At 60.7% G+C, this 18,219-nt stretch carries 18 protein-coding genes; 6 read left to right on the plus strand and 12 right to left on the minus strand.

The window, feature by feature from the left end:
* Nucleotides 1-56: 56 nt before the first annotated feature.
* The 6 genes from ASE80_RS22160 to dadA form a co-directional block, all read right to left on the minus strand.
* On the minus strand, nt 57-1,979 hold the full coding sequence (locus ASE80_RS22160) for an acetyl-CoA hydrolase/transferase C-terminal domain-containing protein (protein ID WP_056860819.1): 1,923 nt from the start codon (nt 1,977-1,979) through the stop codon (nt 57-59).
* Between the two features lie 133 nt (nt 1,980-2,112).
* Nucleotides 2,113-2,529 carry a c-type cytochrome gene (locus tag ASE80_RS22165; RefSeq protein ID WP_056860820.1) on the minus strand — a complete coding sequence of 139 codons (417 nt, stop codon included), beginning with the start codon at nt 2,527-2,529 and terminating at the stop codon, nt 2,113-2,115.
* 181 nt (nt 2,530-2,710) lie between these two features.
* On the minus strand, nt 2,711-3,259 hold the full coding sequence (locus ASE80_RS22170) for a cupin domain-containing protein (protein WP_056860821.1): 549 nt from the start codon (nt 3,257-3,259) through the stop codon (nt 2,711-2,713).
* Between the two features lie 116 nt (nt 3,260-3,375).
* Complete coding sequence (gene alr / locus ASE80_RS22175; RefSeq protein WP_056860822.1) at nt 3,376-4,449, minus strand: alanine racemase; 1,074 nt, start codon at nt 4,447-4,449, stop codon at nt 3,376-3,378.
* A gap of 78 nt (nt 4,450-4,527) precedes the next feature.
* Nucleotides 4,528-4,881, minus strand: a complete 354-nt coding sequence (locus ASE80_RS22180; RefSeq protein WP_056860823.1) for a RidA family protein — start codon at nt 4,879-4,881, stop codon at nt 4,528-4,530.
* Complete coding sequence (gene dadA, locus ASE80_RS22185; protein ID WP_017135861.1) at nt 4,853-6,157, minus strand: D-amino acid dehydrogenase; 1,305 nt, start codon at nt 6,155-6,157, stop codon at nt 4,853-4,855. The genes ASE80_RS22180 and dadA overlap by 29 nt, the downstream gene beginning before the upstream one ends.
* A gap of 156 nt (nt 6,158-6,313) precedes the next feature.
* Here dadA and ASE80_RS22190 point away from each other — a divergent pair, with 156 nt between their 5' ends.
* Nucleotides 6,314-6,802 carry an Lrp/AsnC ligand binding domain-containing protein gene (locus tag ASE80_RS22190; protein WP_003176896.1) on the plus strand — a complete coding sequence of 163 codons (489 nt, stop codon included), beginning with the start codon at nt 6,314-6,316 and terminating at the stop codon, nt 6,800-6,802.
* A gap of 127 nt (nt 6,803-6,929) precedes the next feature.
* Here ASE80_RS22190 and ASE80_RS22195 read toward each other — a convergent pair whose 3' ends face one another.
* Complete coding sequence (locus tag ASE80_RS22195; RefSeq protein WP_016975913.1) at nt 6,930-7,283, minus strand: YkgJ family cysteine cluster protein; 354 nt, start codon at nt 7,281-7,283, stop codon at nt 6,930-6,932.
* 115 nt (nt 7,284-7,398) lie between these two features.
* Here ASE80_RS22195 and ASE80_RS22200 point away from each other — a divergent pair, with 115 nt between their 5' ends.
* The gene (locus tag ASE80_RS22200) at nt 7,399-8,691 is read left to right on the plus strand and encodes an NAD(P)/FAD-dependent oxidoreductase (protein ID WP_056860824.1); all 1,293 of its coding nucleotides are present in this window, start codon (nt 7,399-7,401) and stop codon (nt 8,689-8,691) included.
* Here ASE80_RS22200 and ASE80_RS22205 read toward each other — a convergent pair whose 3' ends face one another.
* The gene (locus tag ASE80_RS22205) at nt 8,692-8,916 is read right to left on the minus strand and encodes a DUF1127 domain-containing protein (RefSeq protein WP_056860825.1); all 225 of its coding nucleotides are present in this window, start codon (nt 8,914-8,916) and stop codon (nt 8,692-8,694) included.
* A 166-nt stretch (nt 8,917-9,082) separates the two neighbouring features.
* Between ASE80_RS22205 and ASE80_RS22210 the strand changes: the two genes are divergently transcribed.
* Complete coding sequence (locus tag ASE80_RS22210) at nt 9,083-10,507, plus strand: aminotransferase-like domain-containing protein (protein WP_056860826.1); 1,425 nt, start codon at nt 9,083-9,085, stop codon at nt 10,505-10,507.
* A gap of 61 nt (nt 10,508-10,568) precedes the next feature.
* Complete coding sequence (locus ASE80_RS22215; RefSeq protein WP_056860827.1) at nt 10,569-12,137, plus strand: phospholipase D family protein; 1,569 nt, start codon at nt 10,569-10,571, stop codon at nt 12,135-12,137.
* A 127-nt stretch (nt 12,138-12,264) separates the two neighbouring features.
* Here the strand turns inward: ASE80_RS22215 and ASE80_RS22220 are convergent, their stop codons facing one another.
* Together ASE80_RS22220 and ASE80_RS22225 are read right to left on the minus strand one after the other, a co-directional pair.
* Nucleotides 12,265-13,407, minus strand: a complete 1,143-nt coding sequence (locus ASE80_RS22220; RefSeq protein ID WP_056860828.1) for an MFS transporter — start codon at nt 13,405-13,407, stop codon at nt 12,265-12,267.
* A 180-nt stretch (nt 13,408-13,587) separates the two neighbouring features.
* Nucleotides 13,588-15,081 carry an aldehyde dehydrogenase gene (locus ASE80_RS22225; protein WP_056860829.1) on the minus strand — a complete coding sequence of 498 codons (1,494 nt, stop codon included), beginning with the start codon at nt 15,079-15,081 and terminating at the stop codon, nt 13,588-13,590.
* Nucleotides 15,082-15,311: 230 nt separating this feature from the next.
* Here ASE80_RS22225 and ASE80_RS22230 point away from each other — a divergent pair, with 230 nt between their 5' ends.
* Nucleotides 15,312-15,674, plus strand: coding sequence for a cupin domain-containing protein (locus ASE80_RS22230; protein WP_056860830.1), 363 nt, complete (start codon nt 15,312-15,314; stop codon nt 15,672-15,674).
* Between the two features lie 71 nt (nt 15,675-15,745).
* Here the strand turns inward: ASE80_RS22230 and rpmG are convergent, their stop codons facing one another.
* Nucleotides 15,746-15,901 carry a 50S ribosomal protein L33 gene (rpmG, locus tag ASE80_RS22235; RefSeq protein WP_003176906.1) on the minus strand — a complete coding sequence of 52 codons (156 nt, stop codon included), beginning with the start codon at nt 15,899-15,901 and terminating at the stop codon, nt 15,746-15,748.
* 11 nt (nt 15,902-15,912) lie between these two features.
* Nucleotides 15,913-16,146: a 50S ribosomal protein L28 gene (gene rpmB / locus ASE80_RS22240; RefSeq protein ID WP_003176907.1), complete on the minus strand. Its 234-nt coding sequence runs from the start codon at nt 16,144-16,146 to the stop codon at nt 15,913-15,915.
* Between the two features lie 458 nt (nt 16,147-16,604).
* Between rpmB and ASE80_RS22245 the strand changes: the two genes are divergently transcribed.
* On the plus strand, nt 16,605-18,197 hold the full coding sequence (locus ASE80_RS22245; RefSeq protein WP_056860831.1) for an ABC transporter substrate-binding protein: 1,593 nt from the start codon (nt 16,605-16,607) through the stop codon (nt 18,195-18,197).
* Nucleotides 18,198-18,219 lie beyond the last annotated feature (22 nt).

Raw genomic sequence — 18,219 nt, forward strand, 5'->3', positions numbered from 1 at the left:
ACTGACACTCCGCTATCGCAGGCAAGCCTGCTCCCACATTTGATTTTTGGTGCCTGTCAGTGCGCGGTGGCCTGCAGGCCGGCGAGCAACAAACGCTGATACAGATCCTCTTTCAACCCCTCCGGCTGATCCAGCCGCATGCGTTTCAAATGCTCGGGAAACGCCTCCGGCTCCGGCGCATCCAGTGCCGCCCGGCCCAATTCCAGAATCTCCGTCAGCTTGAATTTGCTCTTGAGCCAGTTAAGGGCGCGCAACAGGTCCCGTTCCTCATCGGTAAAATCAGTGCCTAACGGATATTCCGGGAACAACCGGCGATGCCGCACCTGAATGCCTTTGAGCCGCTCCGGCGTATTGTCGGCAAAACGGGGGTCCAGCTCGAAGTCCTTGGGCAGTTTGCCGGCCTTTTGCGCCTGTTCGATCAGGTCACTCTGGAAGCGCGAGTCGGTGATCTGGAGCAGCGCCTCGATCACCTTGGCATCCGTCTGACCACGCAAATCGGCAATGCCATATTCGGTGATGACGATATCCCGCAGGTGCCGTGGGATGGTGCAGTGCCCGTACTCCCAGACGATATTGGAACTGACCTCCCCCGCCGATTCGCGCCAGCTGCGCAGAATCAGGATCGAACGCGCGCCCTCCAGCGCATGGCCTTGCGCAACAAAGTTGTACTGCCCGCCCACGCCGCTGAGTACGCGGCCGTCTTCAAGCTGGTCGGCCACGCCTGCGCCGAGCAACGTCACCATAATCGCGCTGTTGATAAAGCGCGCATCCAGGCGTTGCAGACGCTTGAGTTCCTCCTGCCCGTACAGCTCATTGATGTAGCTGATGCCGGTCATGTTGAATTCGAGGCGTTTGGCGTGAGTCATTTCCTGCAAACGCTGGTAAAAGCTGCGCGGCCCGAGGAAGAAACCGCCGTGAATGGAAACGCCGTCAGGCTGCGCGGCGTCATCCAGGGTGCCGGCGTTGGCCTGCTGCTGGGTCGTCACATCCGGGTAGACCTTGCGCCGAATAATCCCGGCATCAGCCAACACCAGCAGGCCGTTGACGAACATTTCGCTGCACCCATAAAGGCCGCGGGCAAAGGGCTCGACACCGCCTTCACGGCTGATTAACGGCGCCCACTGATACACATCCAAGTCAGTCAGCAATAAGCGATAGGCTTCGTTATCGGCCTGGCGCGCCAGCAAGGCGGCGGTCAGCGCATCGCCCATCGAGCCAATGCCAATCTGCAACGTGCCGCCATCGCGCACCAGGGTGCTGGCATGCAAACCGATAAAGTGGTCTTGAAAGCCGACCGGCATATTCGGTGTGGAGAACAGCGTGGTGCTGTCCTTCTCGTCGATCAGGTAATCGAAGGCGTCCATACCCAGTTCGGCATCGCCGGGCATATAGGGCAAATCGCTGTGAACCTGGCCGACGACAAGGATGGTTTCGCCTGCTTCGCGGCGCTTGGCAATCATCGGCAGCAGGTCGAGGGTGATATCGGGGTTGCAGCTCAAGCTCAGCCGGTCGGGGTGTTCGGCGCTGCTGGCGACCAATTGCGCCACCAGGTTCAAGCCGGCGGCGTTGATATCGCGGGCAGCGTGGCTGTAGTTGCTGCTGACGTAGTCCTGCTGCGCCGACGTACTGTGCAGCAGGCTGCCGGGCTGCATGAAGAACTGCTGCACGCGGATGTTCCTTGGCAGGCTGTCCTTGTGCAAATCCGCTAGAAAGTCCAGCTCGGGATAATCACCAAACACCCGTTCGATAAAGGGTTCGAGAAAGCGCTTCTGCAACCCGTCACCCAGGGTCGGGCGGCCCAGGGCGAGTGCGGTGTAAATCGTCAGCTCGCGCTCCGGCAGCTTGGCGACACGCCGGTACAGCGCGTTGACGAACAGGTTGGGCTTGCCCAGACCCAGCGGCATGCCCATGTGGATATGCGCCGGCAAGCGCGCCAGTACGTCGTCAACTGCTTGCTCGATTGAACACAACTGCACCATCCGACCCTCCTGAACATTCCGTGATTAGGGGTTGGACCGAGCTTGCCGGGTCTTTGCTGCAATGAACAGCGTAGAAGTACAAATCGCAGGCACAAAAAAGCCGCTGGTCAGCGGCTTTTTGGCGAAGATCGGTTTATTTCAAACCCGACATCTTCTCGATTGCGCCTTTCAGCTCAGCATCCGAGCAATCGGCGCAGGTGCCTTTAGGTGGCATGGCATTCAGGCCGGTGATGGCCTTGGCCAACAGGCCATCGAGGCCGCCTTGATGATCGGCGCGGTCTTTCCAGGCTGCGGTGTCACCGATTTTTGGTGCACCCAGCAAACCGGTGCCGTGGCATGCATTGCAGTGCTTGGCAATCACGTCATCCGGTGTCTTCGCGCCACCGCCGCCGCCCGCAGTCACGGCAACTTCCATCCCTTTGCATTCCTGGCCCTGGACACACACCTGGCCGACAGGCTCCAGGCGCTTGGCAATCTCATCATTGGTCGCAGCTTGAGCGCTGACAGCCCATAGCGCCAGTACGGTTGCTGGTGCAGCCAGCATTTTCATAATTAGGTTCACGCGTTCACCCTCAATGGTGGCTATTCACGCCTGCGGCCACGGTTTCGCAGGCGGCGAAAGTATAACGGTTAGCCCGTCAGGCCGAAACAACCCTATTAAATAAAGGGAGATTCGGCCCCACGGTTACAGCGACGGGTGTGTCTGCAACGCTGGCAGCACGCCTCTTCTGTCAAAAGTTCGCAGGTGTGGCTGCGCTGATTAGTCGCGCCGGCACATCGAACGGGTTGCGAAAACGATGCGGCTTGGTGCTTTCAAAGTAGTAGCTATCGCCGGCTTCGAGCACAAAAGTTTCAAGCCCGACCACCAATTCCAAACGACCTTCCACCAGAATCCCGGTTTCTTCGCCTTCGTGGGTGAGCATTTCTTCGCCCGTATCGGCGCCCGGCGGGTAGATCTCGTTAAGAAACGCAATCGCCCGGCTGGGGTGCGCGCGCCCGACGAGTTTCATGGTGACGGCACCGTCCGAGATGTCGATCAGCTCATTGGCTTTATAGACGATCTGCGTCGGTTTTTCCTGGAGGATCTCCTCGGAAAAAAACTCGACCATGGATATGGGGATGCCGCCCAGCACCTTGCGCAAGGAGCTGATCGAGGGGCTGACACTGTTTTTTTCGATCATCGAAATGGTGCTGTTGGTGACACCCGCGCGCTTGGCGAGCTCACGCTGGGAAAGACCTTTGAGTTTACGGATGGATTGCAGTCGTTCGCCGACGTCCAATGCAGGAGCCTCCTAGGATTCAGGCTTTGTTGTAGTTGAGCGTTATCATGGCGACAGCGTTCAGTATTTACAACACTTGGGCCTAAATCCCGGCAGGCTCTGCTCGTAGGCGCGGCTCAAGCCCCGGAATAGAGCCTTGGCACGCGGCGCAGGTTACAGAAAATCTGGTAGGGGATGGTCTCGGCAGCCGCCGCGACGTCACTCGCAAGGATATTTTTGCCCCACAGCTCCACGCTGGAACCGAGCCCGGCCTGGGGCACGTCGGTGAGGTCAACGCAGAGCATGTCCATGGACACACGGCCCAGCAACTGGCTGCGCTGGCCTGCCACCAGCACTGGCGTGCCGGTCGGTGCATGGCGCGGGTAGCCGTCGGCATAGCCCATGGCAACCACGCCGACGCGCATCGGTTTTGGCGTGATGAACTTGGCGCCGTAACCGATCGGCTCACCGGCCGGCAGTTCACGCACGCAGATGACTTTCGATTCCAGGGTCATCACCGGCTGCAAACGTGCGGCAATGGCCTGGTCCTCACCAAACGGCGTAGCACCGTAGAGCATGATGCCTAGGCGCACCCAGTCGCTGGACATAGTCGGCCAGCCCATCACCGACGGCGAATTACGCAGGCTGACCTCGGCCGACAACCCTTGGCGCGCCGCTTCAAACACCGCCACTTGCTCATCACTGCGCACGCAATCGAGCTCATCGGCGCGGGCGAAGTGGCTCATCAGTACGATCCTGGCCACTTTGCCGCTGGCCAGCAGGCGCTGGTACGCCTCATGGTAATCCTTGGGGTGCAGGCCCACGCGGTGCATGCCCGAGTCGAGCTTGAGCCAAATGGTCAGCGGTTTGCTCAGCCGGGCTTGCTCGATGGCTTCCAACTGCCACAACGAATGCACCACGCACCAAAAATCATGCTCGATGATCAGCGGCAGTTCGTCAGCTTCGAAAAAACCTTCCAGCAGCAATACCGGCGCACGAATCCCGGCAGCCCGCAGCTCCAACGCCTCCTCAATACACGCCACCGCAAACCCATCCGCCTCGGCTTCCAGCGCCTGGGCCACACGTACGGCACCATGGCCATAGGCATCCGCCTTGACCACGGCGAGGGCTTTGGCCCCCGTGACTTCACGGGCCAGTTGGTAGTTATGGCGCAGGGCTTGGAGGTCGATCAGGGCACGGGCAGGACGCATGGCGGCAGGCTTCTAGGCGGTAATGTGAAGAAAAACCGGCGCCGACTATCAGCCACGGCGCCGGGGGAAAAGCTACGTTTAAGGCAGCGCAGCCACCACGGACAGCTCTACCAGAATTTCCGGTTCGCAAAGTTTGGCCTCAACCGTGGCACGGGCCGGGGCTACGCCTTTAGGCAGCCACTTGTCCCACACCGCGTTCATGCCGGCGAAATCGGCGTCGATGTCTTTGAGGTAGATCGTTACCGACAGCAACTTGGTTTTGTCGGTGCCGGCCAGGTCCAGCAAACGCTCGATATTGGCCAGGGTTTCGCGGGTCTGCTGTTCAATCCCGGCATTCATGTCGTCGCCGACTTGCCCTGCCAGATACACGGTACCGCTGTGAACAACGACCTGGCTCATGCGCTCATTGGTGAGCTGGCGCTGGATTGACATGTTTTGCGGACTCCTGGTGGTTGCTGCCGTAACGGGAAATATCGAGACCTTCGGCGCTGATCTGCGGCGTTTTTTTCGCCATCAGGTCAGCCAGCAAGCGGCCAGAGCCGCACGCCATGGTCCAGCCAAGGGTGCCGTGGCCGGTGTTCAGGAACAGGTTCTTGAACGGGGTGGCGCCGACAATCGGCGTGCCGTCGGGTGTGGTCGGGCGCAGGCCGGTCCAGAAAGTCGCTTCGGTCAAATCGCCGCCCTGAGGATAAAGGTCGTTGACGATCATCTCCAGGGTTTCACGTCGACGCGGGTTCAGCGACAGGTCAAAACCGGCTATTTCAGCCATGCCGCCGACGCGAATGCGGTTATCGAAACGGGTGATCGCGACCTTGTAGGTTTCATCCAGAATGGTCGAAGTCGGCGCCATCGCCGGATTGGTGATCGGCACGGTCAGCGAGTAACCCTTGAGCGGATACACCGGCGCCTTGATCCCCAGCGGCTTGAGCAGCTTGGGCGAGTAACTGCCCAGGGCCAGCACGTAGCGGTCGGCGGTTTCCAGCTTGCCATCGATCCACACGCCATTGACGCGATCACCGGCGTAGTCGAGGCGCTGGATGTCCTGTTCGAAACGGAATTCCACGCCCAACTGCTTGCACATGTCCACCAGACGCGTGGTGAACATCTGGCAGTCACCGGTCTGGTCGTTGGGCAGGCGCAGGGCGCCGGCGAGAATATCGGTGACGCTGGCCAGGGCTGGCTCAACGCGGGCAATGCCGGCGCGGTCGAGCAGCTCGAACGGCACGCCGGATTCTTTCAATACGGCAATGTCTTTGGCCGCGCCATCCAACTGAGCCTGGGTGCGGAACAACTGGGTAGTGCCGAGGCTGCGGCCTTCGTAGGCAATGCCGGTTTCGGCACGCAATTCGTCGAGGCAATCACGGCTGTACTCGGACAGGCGCACCATCCGCTCTTTGTTCACCGCGTAACGGCTCTGGGTGCAGTTGCGCAGCATCTGCGCCATCCACAGGTACTGATCGATATCGGCGGTGGCCTTGATCGCCAGTGGCGCGTGGCGTTGCAGCAACCACTTGATGGCCTTGAGCGGCACGCCCGGTGCGGCCCATGGCGAGGCATAACCCGGCGACACCTGGCCTGCGTTGGCGAAACTGGTTTCCATGGCAGCGGCGGGCTGACGGTCGACCACAACCACTTCAAAGCCGGCCCGCGCCAAATAGTAGGCACTGGTCACCCCAATGACGCCGCTACCCAAGACCAGAACGCGCATTTTTATATCCTCATCACGGGCTTAGCCGCTGACGTGTGTTATTCGAGCAATGATGGGCGCAGTGTAAAAAACAATGACCAGTGCATTTCACTATATAAATGCCTATATTTGGCGACAATTCTCGGCAAAAACCCTTTTCACAGAGGCGTATCCCCTATGCGTACCAACACCCAGACCAAGCGGGAGCTGGACAAGATCGACCGCAATATCCTGCGCATCCTGCAAACCGATGGGCGTATTTCGTTCACGGAGCTGGGGGAAAAGGTCGGGCTGTCGACCACGCCGTGCACCGAGCGGGTCCGCCGCCTGGAGCGCGAAGGGATCATCATGGGCTACAACGCGCGGCTCAACCCGCAGCATTTGAAGGGGAGTTTGCTGGTATTTGTCGAGATCAGCCTGGATTACAAGTCGGGCGACACCTTTGAGGAATTCCGCCGCGCCGTGCTGAAGCTGCCCCATGTGCTGGAGTGCCACTTGGTGTCAGGCGACTTCGACTACCTGGTGAAAGCGCGGATTTCCGAGATGGCCTCGTACCGCAAATTGCTCGGCGATATCTTGCTCAAACTGCCGCATGTGCGCGAGTCCAAGAGCTATATCGTGATGGAAGAGGTGAAAGAGAGCCTGAACCTGCCGATCCCGGATTAACTGACACGATGTGGTCAATGTGGGAGCTGGCTTGCCTGCGATAGCGGTGTGCCAGGAAACATCATTCTGACTGAACCACCGCTATCGCAGGCAAGCCAGCTCCCACATTTTTGATCCGGTACATCCGTCAGACCAGTACTTGCCGGGTGCTCGCCATGTACTCATGGATCTGTTTTTCCACCCGAGGGTGAATCAACTCCACCGGCCGCCGCCCATTCGGGCACGGCAAGGTCTTGGTAGTGCCAAACAGCCTGCAAATCAGCGGCCGCTCGTCATACACGGTGCAGCCATTCGGCCCCAGGTGCACGCAGTTCAGCTCGTCCATGGCCGCATCCTGCTCGGCGGCAGTTTTGCGTGGCAGGCGCGACATTTCCTCGGGCGAAGTGGTCACCGGCCCACAGCAGTCGTGGCAGCCGGGGACGCACTCGAACGAAGGGATCTGCCTGCGCAGCGCGCTGATTTTCTGGCTGTTGCAACTCATCGAAACACTTACCGAACGGCGAATAGGCGTGGATTCTGACGCAAAACGGGCTGCGCAGACAGCTTCGTCCGACCGCTGTATCCTGCGTCAAATTTTCCAAACAGGGATGCTCCCCATGACCGCCAGCGCCCGGCACACCGCGTCCTACTACGCGGCCAGCAGCGTTACACAGCCCGACTACCCGGCGTTGACGGGCGAAGTGCGCGCCGATGTGTGCGTAATTGGCGGCGGCTATTCCGGCATAAACACAGCCCTGGAGCTGGCCGAGCGCGGCTTTAGCGTGGTGCTGCTGGAAGCGCGCAAGCTCGGCTGGGGCGCCAGCGGCCGCAACGGCGGGCAGTTGATTCGCGGCGTCGGCCACGGCCTCGACCAGTTCAGCAACGTGATCGGCAGCGACGGCGTGCGCCAGATGAAGCTGATGGGCCTGGAAGCCGTAGAGATCGTGCGCGAGCGGGTCGAGCGCTATCAGATCCCCTGCGACCTGACCTGGGGTTACTGCGACCTCGCCAACAAACCCCGCGACCTGATCGGCCTGGCCGAAGACGCCGAAGAACTGCGCAACCTCGGTTATCGCCATGAAGTCCGTCTGCTGCAAGCCAACGAGATGAGCAGCGTGATCGGCTCCGAGCGCTATGTGGGCGGCATGATCGACATGGGTTCCGGTCATTTGCATCCGCTGAACCTGGCCCTCGGCGAAGCCGCCGCCGCGCAGCAGCTGGGCGTGAAGCTGTTTGAGCAGTCCGAAGTGACGCGCATCGACTACGGCCCGGAGGTCAAGGTGCACACCGCCAATGGCAACGTGCGCGCCAACACCCTGGTGCTGGCCTGCAACGCCTACCTCAATGGCCTGAACCCGCAATTGAGCGGCAAGGTGCTGCCCGCCGGCAGCTACATCATCGCCACCGAACCCTTGAGTGAAGCCCAGGCGGCCAGCCTGCTGCCGCAGAACATGGCGGTGTGCGATCAACGCGTGACCGTGGATTACTTCCGCCTGTCCGCCGACCGCCGCCTGCTGTTCGGCGGAGCCTGCCACTATTCCGGCCGCGACCCGCAGGACATCGGCGCCTATATGCGCCCCAAAATGCTCAAGGTGTTCCCGCAACTGGCGGACGTGAAGATCGACTACCAATGGGGCGGCATGATCGGCATCGGCGCCAACCGCCTGCCGCAGATCGGCCGGCTGGCCGATCAACCCAATGTGTATTACGCACAGGCATACGCCGGCCACGGCCTCAACGCCACCCACCTGGCAGGCAAGCTACTGGCCGAAGCCATCAGCGGCCAACAACAGGGGCGTTTTGATTTGTTCGCCCGGGTGCCGCACATCACCTTCCCCGGCGGCAAGCATCTGCGCTCGCCGCTGTTGGCGCTGGGGATGCTCTGGCACCGCTTCAAAGAACTGCTCTGATCAGTCGCGCCAGAACGGCTTCATGCCTTCCTGGCGCGCTTGTTCGGCGGTCAACCCGACGTCACGCAGTTGCTCACCGGTCAGGTGCAGCAAGGCTTTGCGCGTGTGGCGGCGGTGCCAGAACAGACTCCAGCGGCTGATATCGCGCGGCGCCTTCGCCCGCTCCTGCCCTGCCTCCAACTCCTGACTGTGTAACATCAGCCGCACATCGCTCATGCCGTTCATCGTGTTGCCCCTCATTTGCCTGTTGCCATGAGTGACTAGGATGGGCGCGCGGGCAAAACCATTACAGATTCAACTCACCTTTATTAAATCCATACAGATACTGCCCATGAAGGGCTGAATCCTGTATTTTGCGCCTATCTGTACTGGTCCCCTCGGAGCGATCACCATGACCCTCTACGTCAACCTCGCCGAATTACTGGGCACGCGCATCGAGCAGGGCTTCTATCGCCCCGGCGATCGTTTGCCGTCCGTGCGGGCCTTGAGTGTGGAACACGGAGTGAGCCTGAGCACCGTGCAACAAGCCTACCGATTGCTGGAAGACAACGGCCTGGCGATGCCCAAGCCCAAGTCGGGCTACTTTGTGCCGGTCGGACGCGAGTTGCCGGCGCTGCCGGAAATCGGCCGCCCGGCACAGCGCCCGGTGGAAATTTCGCAGTGGGACCAGGTGCTGGAATTGATTCGCGCCGTGCCGCGCAAAGACGTCATACAGATGGGCCGCGGCATGCCGGATGTACTGTCGCCGACCATGAAGCCCCTGCTGCGCAGCCTCGCCCGCGTGAGCCGACGCCAGGACCTGCCGGGGTTGTATTACGACAATATCCTTGGCTGTATGGAATTGCGTGAGCAGATCGCCCGACTGTCTCTGGATTCCGGCTGCCAACTGACCGCCGAAGATATCGTCATCACCACCGGCTGCCATGAGGCGCTGTCCGCCAGCATTCACGCGATTTGCGAGCCTGGGGATATTGTCGCAGTCGACTCGCCAAGCTTTCACGGCGCCATGCAGACCCTCAAAGGCCTGGGCATGAAGGCGCTGGAAATCCCCACCGACCCCATCACCGGCATCAGCCTCGAAGCGCTGGAGCTGGCGCTGGAACAGTGGCCGATCAAGGTCATCCAGCTGACGCCCAACTGCAATAACCCGCTGGGCTACATCATGCCCGAGGCACGCAAACGTGCACTGCTGACCCTGGCCCAGCGTTTTGACGTGGCGATTATTGAAGACGATGTGTATGGCGAATTGGCCTACAGCTACCCGCGCCCACGCACGATCAAATCCTTCGACGAAGATGGCCGTGTGCTGCTGTGCAGCTCGTTCTCGAAAACCCTGGCACCCGGCCTGCGCATCGGCTGGGTGGCGCCGGGGCGTTATCTTGAGCGGGTGCTGCACATGAAATACATCAGCACCGGTTCCACGGCGACGCAACCGCAGATCGCCATCGCCGAATTTCTCAAAAACGGCCACTTCGAGCCGCATTTGCGGCGGATGCGCACACAATACCAGCGTAATCGCGACTTGATGCTCGATTGGGTCAGCCGCTACTTTCCGGCCGGCACCCGTGCCAGCCGGCCCCAAGGCAGCTTCATGCTGTGGATAGAACTGCCGGAAGGCTTTGATACCTTGAAACTCAACCGCGTGCTGGTGGAACAAGGCGTACAGGTGGCAGTGGGCAGCATCTTTTCCGCCTCCGGCAAATACCGTAATTGCCTGCGCATGAACTACGCTGCCAAGCCAACGCCGCAGATCGAAGAGGCCGTGCGCAAGGTCGGCGCCGCCGCGATGAAGATGCTCGCCGAGGTGGCCGACTGACCTTTCCCCGCAATCTGCCGTCATATCCCACAACCGCCCCGACCTGGAAGCAGTGCCCTTGATGATTCGACGGCTTTTACCGTTTTTGCTGCTGAGCGCCCTGGCACTGGCCGGCTGCGCCACGGTCGATGCACCGCGCATCCCCAGCGACGCCCTGCCTGCGGCGCAATCCTCGTTCGGGCGCTCGATCCAGGCCCAGGCGGCGCCGTACCAGGGTCGTTCGGGCTTTCGCCTGCTGCCCAACAGCAGCGAAGCCTTCATGGCGCGTGCCGAGCTGATCCGCAATGCCCAGAGCAGCCTCGACCTGCAGTACTACATCGTGCATGACGGCATCAGCACGCGCATGCTCGTGGATGAACTGCTCAAAGCCGCCGACCGTGGCGTGCGCATCCGCATCCTGCTGGACGACACCACCAGCGACGGCCTCGATCAGGTTATCGCCACCCTCGCCGCCCACCCACAGATCCAGATTCGCCTGTTCAACCCGCTGCACCTGGGCCGCAGCACCGGCGTGACGCGGGCGATGGGCCGGCTGTTCAACCTGTCGCTGCAACACCGGCGCATGCACAACAAGCTGTGGCTGGCGGATAACAGCGTGGCCATTGTCGGCGGGCGCAACCTGGGCGATGAGTATTTCGATGCCGAGCCCAACCTCAACTTCACCGATATCGACATGCTCAGCGTCGGCCCGGTGGCCGAGCAGCTCGGGCACAGCTTTGATCAGTACTGGAACAGCGCGCTGAGCAAACCTATCGACGATTTCGTCTCAAGCACCCCATCCAGGGGCGACCTGAACGCCGCCCGCGCACGCCTGCAAGACTCGCTGGCCGAGTCGCGCCAGCAGAATCACGCCCTCTACAACCGCTTGCGCACTTACCAGACGCAACCGCGCATGGACATCTGGCGCCGCGAGCTGATCTGGGCCTGGAACCAGGCGTTGTGGGATGCGCCGAGCAAGGTGCTGGCCAAGGCTGACCCCGATCCACGCTTGCTGTTGACCACCCAACTGGCACCGGAGCTGGAGGGCGTCAGCCATGAGCTGATGATGATTTCGGCGTATTTCGTACCGGGGCAACCTGGGCTGGTGTACCTGACCGGTCGCGCCGATACGGGTGTATCAGTCAGCCTGCTGACCAATTCCCTCGAAGCCACCGACGTACCCGCCGTGCACGGCGGCTATGCGCCCTATCGCAAGGCGTTGCTGGAGCACGGCGTGAAACTCTACGAGCTGCGCCGCCAACCGGGCGATGCGGGCGGTGGCAGTGGCCCGCACCTGTTTCGCCGAGGCGCCTTCCACGGCTCGGACTCCAGCCTGCACAGCAAGGCGATGATCTTTGATCGGCAAAAGTCGTTTATCGGCTCGTTCAACTTCGACCCACGCTCGGTGCTGTGGAACACCGAAGTCGGGGTGCTGGTGGACAGCCCCGAGCTGGCGGAACACGTGCGCAACCTGGCGCTGCAAGGCATGGCGCCGGCGTTGAGCTATGAGGCGAAACTGCAGGATGGCCAGGTGGTGTGGGTGACCGAGGATAACGGCCAATTGCACACCCTGACACGGGAACCGGGCAGTTGGTGGCGCAGGTTTAATGCGTGGTTCGCCACCAGTGTTGGCCTGGAACGCATGCTGTAAGAACAACAGGGTCAACTGTGGGAGCCGGGCTTGCCCGCGATAGCGGAGTGTCAGGCGCCATTTGGGCAAGCTGACACACCGCTATCGCAGGCAAGCCAGCTCCCACAGTTGATTGCATTTCAAATGCTCAGGCAGGCTGTACGGCGCCGAATGCGCCCTGGCGCAGCAGCAACACCACCAGCCCCAGCGCCCCGGCCGCCATCAGCAACGGCAGCGCATGCCCGCTGATCCATTGGCTGCCCGCCCCAGCTACCAGCGGCCCGATCAGGCAACCGATGCCCCACAGCTGCGCCACGTGGGCATTGGCGCGCACCAGCGCGTCGTCGCGATAACGCTCACCGATCAGGATCAGCGACAAGGTAAACAACCCACCGGCGCTGGCACCAAAGATCACCCACACCGGCCAGATCAACTGCGTATGCAGCAGCAATGGAATCGCCAGGCTTGAGGCCAGCAACAACACCGCGCAGCTCAGGAACAAGGTACGGCGTGGCAGGTAGTCGGCCAAAGCGCCAATGGGCAATTGCAACAGCGCATCACCGACCACCACGGTGCTGACCATGGCCAAGGCAATCTCGGCGGTGAAACCCTGCTGCAGGCAATACACCGGCAGCAGCGTCAGAATCATCGCCTCGAAAGCCGCGAACAAGGCCACCGCCCAGGCAATTGCCGGCAAAGTCAGGCAGAAGCGCCACAGGTCACTGAAGGTCACGCTGAAGGACTCGGCGGTTGGAGCGCCGGAACGCCCCAGCAGCAACAGCGGCGCGACCACCAACAAGCCAACGCCCACCCAGAAGCCATAGTCATGGTCAGTGCCGAGTACGCCCAGCAGCAGCGGGCCCGACAATTGGCTTAAGGCATAGCTGCAGCCGTACAGCGCCACCAGGCGGCCACGCCATTGCTCGACCACCAACTGGTTGATCCAGCTTTCACCCAGGATAAACACGATGGTCAGGATCACGCCGATCATCAGCCGCAGCACCAGCCACACCGGGTAGCTGGGCAGTATTGCCAGTAAGCCGATGGAGATGGCACCGGCCCATAGGCACAGGCGCATCAGGTTGGCGGTGCCCAGCCACGAGGCCATCCGGCTGGAGACCTTCGCGCCGAGCAGTACGCCAAAAGCCGGCATGGCAGCCATCACGCCAATGGCGAAGCTGCCATAGCCCCAGCCTTCGAGACGCAGGGACACCAGCGGCATGCTGACGCCCAGGGCCAGGCCGACGCTGAGGACAGAGGCCAGCACGGCGAAATAAGTCGCCCAACGCATTTCCACGCTCCTGTGGATAATTATCAAGATCACACAAAACACTGTGGGAGCGGGCTTGTGTGGGAGCCGGGCTTGCCCGCGATGCAGACACCTCGGTTTATCTGTTACACCGAGTTGATGCTATCGCAGGCAAGCCAGCTCCCACACAAACCGGCTCCCACATTTGACCTGCGGTGTTGCTTAAAGCTTGATCCAGGTCGATTTCAGCTCGGTGTACTTGTCGAACGCGTGCAGCGACTTGTCGCGACCGTTACCCGACTGTTTGAAACCACCAAACGGCGCGGTCATGTCACCGCCATCGTATTGGTTGACCCACACGCTACCGGCGCGCAAGGCCTTGGCAGTCAGGTGCGCCTTGGAAATATCAGCGGTCCACACGGCTGCGGCCAGGCCATAAATGGTGTCGTTGGCAATGGCGACCGCCTCTTCGGCGCTGTCGAATGTGATCACCGACAGCACTGGGCCGAAGATCTCTTCCTGGGCGATCTTCATGGCGTTGGTCACGCCGTCGAAAATCGTCGGCTCCACATAGGTGCCACCGGTTTCTTGCAGGGTGCGCTTGCCGCCCGCCACCAGCTTGGCGCCGTCGGCATGGCCTGCTTCGATGTACGACAGCACGGTGTTCATCTGCTGGGTGTCCACCAGGGCACCGACGTTGGTCGCCGGGTCCAGCGGGTTGCCTGGCTTCCAGCCCTTCAGAGCCTCGATCACCAGCGGCAGGAATTTATCCTTAATGGAGCGCTCGACCAGCAGGCGCGAGCCGGCGGTGCAGACTTCGCCCTGGTTGAAGGCGATGGCACCAGCGGCGGATTCGGCGGCGGCTTGCAGGTCTGGCGCATCGGCAAACACGATATTCGGGCTCTTGCCGCCCGCTTCCAGCCATACGCGCTTCATGTTCGACTCGCCGGAGCGGATCAACAGTTGCTTGGCGATTTTTGTGGAACCGGTAAACACCAGGGTGTCGACATCCATGTGCAGCGCCAGCGCGTTGCCGACGGTGTGACCGTAGCCCGGCAGCACGTTCAACACGCCTTTTGGAATGCCGGCTTCAACCGCCAGGGCCGCGATGCGGATGGCCGTCAGTGGGGATTTTTCCGACGGCTTGAGGATCACCGAGTTACCGGTAGACAGCGCAGGGCCGAGTTTCCAGCACGCCATCATCAGCGGGAAGTTCCACGGCACGATGGCACCCACTACGCCGACCGGCTCGCGGGTCACCAGGCCCAACTGGTTGTGCGGGGTGGCGGCGACTTCGTCGTAGATCTTGTCGATCGCCTCGCCGCTCCAGCTAAGGGCGTTGGCGGCGCCCGGCACGTCAATTCCCAGGGAGTCGGAAATCGGCTTGCCCATGTCCAGGGTTTCGAGCAGCGCCAGCTCTTCGGCATTGGCGTTGAGCAGCGCGGCGAAACGGATCATGACGGCTTTGCGCTTGGCCGGCGCCAGGCGCGACCAGACACCGGAATTGAACGTCGCGCGGGCGTTTTCGACAGCGCGCTGGGCGTCGGCGACGTCACAGCTGGCAACGGTGGCCAGCAAGCGGCCATCGACCGGGCTGATGCATTCGAACGTGTCACCGGAAACAGCAGCGGTGTACTCACCATTGATGTAGGCGCGGCCTTCGATCTTCAGATCCTTGGCGCGTTGTTCCCAATCGGCACGGGTCAGGGTGGTCATGCGAGTGTCCTCCTCTTATTGAATACAAGGGCCAGGTGATGTCCCCCGGCAGCCTCAAAGAATTCTTGCCCGGCCAGCCTGCTGTTCGGCTCAAGGCAGCTGCCACCCTAAACCAGCGGCTGGGGGTGTTTCAATATATTTGACATAAGGGCGGTAAACGCCCTTGCGATGTTCATTTTAATAAACATAGACTTTGGGCTCTCCAACCGCAGGCCAGACGGGACACGCACATGAGCATCCAGGATATCGTCGACTTCAGCCAAGCCAACACCGCCCCGGACCGCTACCGCCCGGCCGCCGAAAAAATTCTCAAGGGCGACCCCGATCAAACCATTTATAACCACTACAACAGCCCGTGCGGCCAGATGAGCGCCGGCGTGTGGGAAGGTGAAGTCGGGCAGTGGAAGGTCAATTACAGCGAGCATGAGTATTGCGAGATTGTGCAGGGGGTTTCGGTACTGCGTGATGCCGATGGCAATGCCAAGACCTTGCGTGCCGGCGACCGCTTCGTGATCCCCGCCGGGTTCAGCGGCACCTGGGAAGTGCTGGAGCCGTGCCGCAAGATCTACGTAGTGTTCGAGCAGAAAGCCTGATCAGCACATTTCAGGCAAAAAAAAGCCCGTCTCGTGAGAGACGGGCTTTTTTTCACAAGGAAGAAAATCAATTACTTGATTTTGCCTTCTTTGTAGATCACGTGCTTGCGAACGCGCGGGTCGAACATTTTCTTTTCGAGCTTGTCCGGGGTAGTACGCTTGTTCTTGTCGGTAGTGTAGAAGTGACCAGTACCGGCGCTAGAGATCATTCGAATCAATTCACGCATGATAAAGCTCCTTAAATCTTGCCAGCGGCGCGGATTTCGGCCAGCACGACAGTGATGCCACGCTTGTCGATGATACGCATGCCTTTGGCAGATACACGCAGGCGAACAAAACGTTTCTCTTCTTCAACCCAGAAGCGGTGATGCTGCAGGTTCGGCAGGAAACGACGACGGGTTTTGTTATTTGCGTGGGAAATGTTATTCCCAGTCACCGGACCCTTACCGGTAACTTGACAGACTCTCGACATGCCTCAGCCCTCTAAAACCACATGCCCAACCCGGCATGGGTTGGCCGCTTAATCTCTCAGTCATTTGGCGCCAGGCGCCGCGTTTCTTTAAGGGTCTTACCGGCTACACCTACAGTGAAGGAACCGGGCCCCTAGAAAAGAGCGCTGCTTTATACCAGAAAGACCCTGATGCAACAACAGCCCGTGTGTTTTTACCGGCGTAAATCTTGGCAATAGATGCCCGAACCGTTGCCAGGAGGGGCCGCTGCAACAGCCGACCACTCGTCGCACAGAATGATTTACCGCGCCCGCCGGCACACAAAAGCACAAGACGAAACGCGCTGAGGCGCCATCAAAACAGCATTTGCGCCAAAAGCACAGGCAAAAATGGGCTAGTCATTTATCAATCAGACCACTACGGTAGGCTTTTTCCAGACTGCACTCGCAGATGGGCCTTCGATCTGCAAAGGAAACCGAATATGCGCCTCGCTGCCCTACCCCTATTGCTCGCCCCTCTATTTATCGCGCCGCTGGCCTCTGCGGCCACTAATTTGAGCGTTTGCACCGAGGCCAGCCCCGAAGGGTTCGATGTGGTGCAGTACAACTCGCTGACCACCACCAATGCCTCGGCCGACGTGCTGATGAACCGCCTGGTGGACTACGACGCCACCGCCGGCAAACTGGTGCCGAGCCTGGCGGACAGCTGGGAAGTGTCGCCGGACGGCCTGGTGTACACCTTCAAGCTGCACCCTGACGTGAAATTCCACCGTACCGAGTATTTCACCCCGAGCCGCACCCTGACGGCGGAAGACGTGCGCTTCAGTTTTGAACGCATGCTTGACCCGGCCAACCCATGGCACAAGATCGCCCAGAGCGGCTTCCCCCATGCGCAGTCGCTGCAATTGCCCACACTGGTCAAGAAGATCGACGCCCTCGACCCATTGACCGTGCGCTTCACCCTTGATCACGCCGATTCCACCTTCCTCGCCGCGTTGAGCATGGGTTTTGCCTCGATCTACCCGGCCGAATACGCCGACAAGCTGCTCAAGGCCGGCACGCCCGAAAAACTCAACAGCCAGCCCATCGGCACCGGCCCGTTCGTGTTTGTGCGGTTCCAGAAAGACGCCGTGGTCCGCTATAAAGCCAACCCGGATTACTTTGCCGGCAAACCGGCTGTGGATAACTTGATCTTCGCCATCACCCCGGATGCCAACGTGCGCCTGCAAAAGCTGCACCGCGATGAATGCCAGATCGCCCTGTCGCCAAAGCCGCTGGATGTGGGTGAAGCCGAGAAAGATCCCGCGCTCAAAGTAGAAAAAACCCCGGCCTTCATGACCGCATTCGTCGCGATCAACAGCCAGCACCCGCCGCTGGACAAGCCCGAAGTGCGCCAGGCGATCAACCTGGCTTTCGACAAAGGCAGCTACCTCAAGGCCGTATTTGAAGGCACCGCCGAAGCGGCCAATGGCATTTACCCACCCAATACCTGGAGCTACGCCAAGGACTTGCCGGGTTATCCACAGGACATCGCCAAGGCCAAAACGCTGCTGGAAAGAGCCGGACTCAAGAATGGCTTCAAGACCACGATCTGGACTCGCCCCACCGGCAGCCTGCTGAACCCCAACCCCAACCTCGGCGCTCAGTTGCTGCAAGCAGACCTGGCCAAGGTCGGCATCCAGGCCGAGATTCGCGTGATCGAGTGGGGCGAACTGATCCGCCGCGCCAAAGCCGGCGAACATGACCTGTTGTTTATGGGCTGGGCCGGTGACAACGGCGACCCGGATAACTTCCTCACCCCGCAGTTCTCGTGCGCGGCGGTAAAATCCGGCACCAACTTCGCCCGCTACTGCGACCCGACCCTGGACAAGCTGATCAGCGCCGGCAAGACCACCAGTGAACAAGGTGTGCGCAGCAAGCTCTACCAACAGGCCCAGGCGCAGATTCAGCAGCAGGCCCTGTGGCTGCCATTGGCGCACCCCACTGCGTTCGCTCTGGCACGCAAGAATATCAATGGCTATCAGGTGAGCCCATTTGGGCGCCAGGACTTCTCCAAGGTCAGCGTCAAGCCTTGAGAACCGGCCCCGCCCCAATGGG

It is taken from the genome of Pseudomonas sp. Leaf15 (assembly GCF_001421425.1).
In the GTDB taxonomy this organism is placed as follows: Bacteria; Pseudomonadota; Gammaproteobacteria; order Pseudomonadales; family Pseudomonadaceae; genus Aquipseudomonas; species Aquipseudomonas salomonii.

What these genes read in the sequence shown, in the direction of transcription:
- ASE80_RS22160 (WP_056860819.1), bottom strand. Translation starts at nt 1,979, where the DNA reads ATGGTGCAGTTGTGTTCAATCGAGCAAGCAGTTGACGACGTACTGGCG.
- ASE80_RS22165 (WP_056860820.1), bottom strand. Translation starts at nt 2,529, where the DNA reads ATGAAAATGCTGGCTGCACCAGCAACCGTACTGGCGCTATGGGCTGTC.
- alr (WP_056860822.1), bottom strand. Translation starts at nt 4,449, where the DNA reads ATGCGTCCTGCCCGTGCCCTGATCGACCTCCAAGCCCTGCGCCATAAC.
- ASE80_RS22180 (WP_056860823.1), bottom strand. Translation starts at nt 4,881, where the DNA reads ATGTCAATCCAGCGCCAGCTCACCAATGAGCGCATGAGCCAGGTCGTT.
- dadA (WP_017135861.1), bottom strand. Translation starts at nt 6,157, where the DNA reads ATGCGCGTTCTGGTCTTGGGTAGCGGCGTCATTGGGGTGACCAGTGCC.
- ASE80_RS22190 (WP_003176896.1), top strand. Translation starts at nt 6,314, where the DNA reads ATGCGTACCAACACCCAGACCAAGCGGGAGCTGGACAAGATCGACCGC.
- ASE80_RS22195 (WP_016975913.1), bottom strand. Translation starts at nt 7,283, where the DNA reads ATGAGTTGCAACAGCCAGAAAATCAGCGCGCTGCGCAGGCAGATCCCT.
- ASE80_RS22200 (WP_056860824.1), top strand. Translation starts at nt 7,399, where the DNA reads ATGACCGCCAGCGCCCGGCACACCGCGTCCTACTACGCGGCCAGCAGC.
- ASE80_RS22205 (WP_056860825.1), bottom strand. Translation starts at nt 8,916, where the DNA reads ATGAACGGCATGAGCGATGTGCGGCTGATGTTACACAGTCAGGAGTTG.
- ASE80_RS22210 (WP_056860826.1), top strand. Translation starts at nt 9,083, where the DNA reads ATGACCCTCTACGTCAACCTCGCCGAATTACTGGGCACGCGCATCGAG.
- ASE80_RS22215 (WP_056860827.1), top strand. Translation starts at nt 10,569, where the DNA reads ATGATTCGACGGCTTTTACCGTTTTTGCTGCTGAGCGCCCTGGCACTG.
- ASE80_RS22220 (WP_056860828.1), bottom strand. Translation starts at nt 13,407, where the DNA reads ATGCGTTGGGCGACTTATTTCGCCGTGCTGGCCTCTGTCCTCAGCGTC.
- ASE80_RS22225 (WP_056860829.1), bottom strand. Translation starts at nt 15,081, where the DNA reads ATGACCACCCTGACCCGTGCCGATTGGGAACAACGCGCCAAGGATCTG.
- ASE80_RS22230 (WP_056860830.1), top strand. Translation starts at nt 15,312, where the DNA reads ATGAGCATCCAGGATATCGTCGACTTCAGCCAAGCCAACACCGCCCCG.
- rpmG (WP_003176906.1), bottom strand. Translation starts at nt 15,901, where the DNA reads ATGCGTGAATTGATTCGAATGATCTCTAGCGCCGGTACTGGTCACTTC.
- rpmB (WP_003176907.1), bottom strand. Translation starts at nt 16,146, where the DNA reads ATGTCGAGAGTCTGTCAAGTTACCGGTAAGGGTCCGGTGACTGGGAAT.
- ASE80_RS22245 (WP_056860831.1), top strand. Translation starts at nt 16,605, where the DNA reads ATGCGCCTCGCTGCCCTACCCCTATTGCTCGCCCCTCTATTTATCGCG.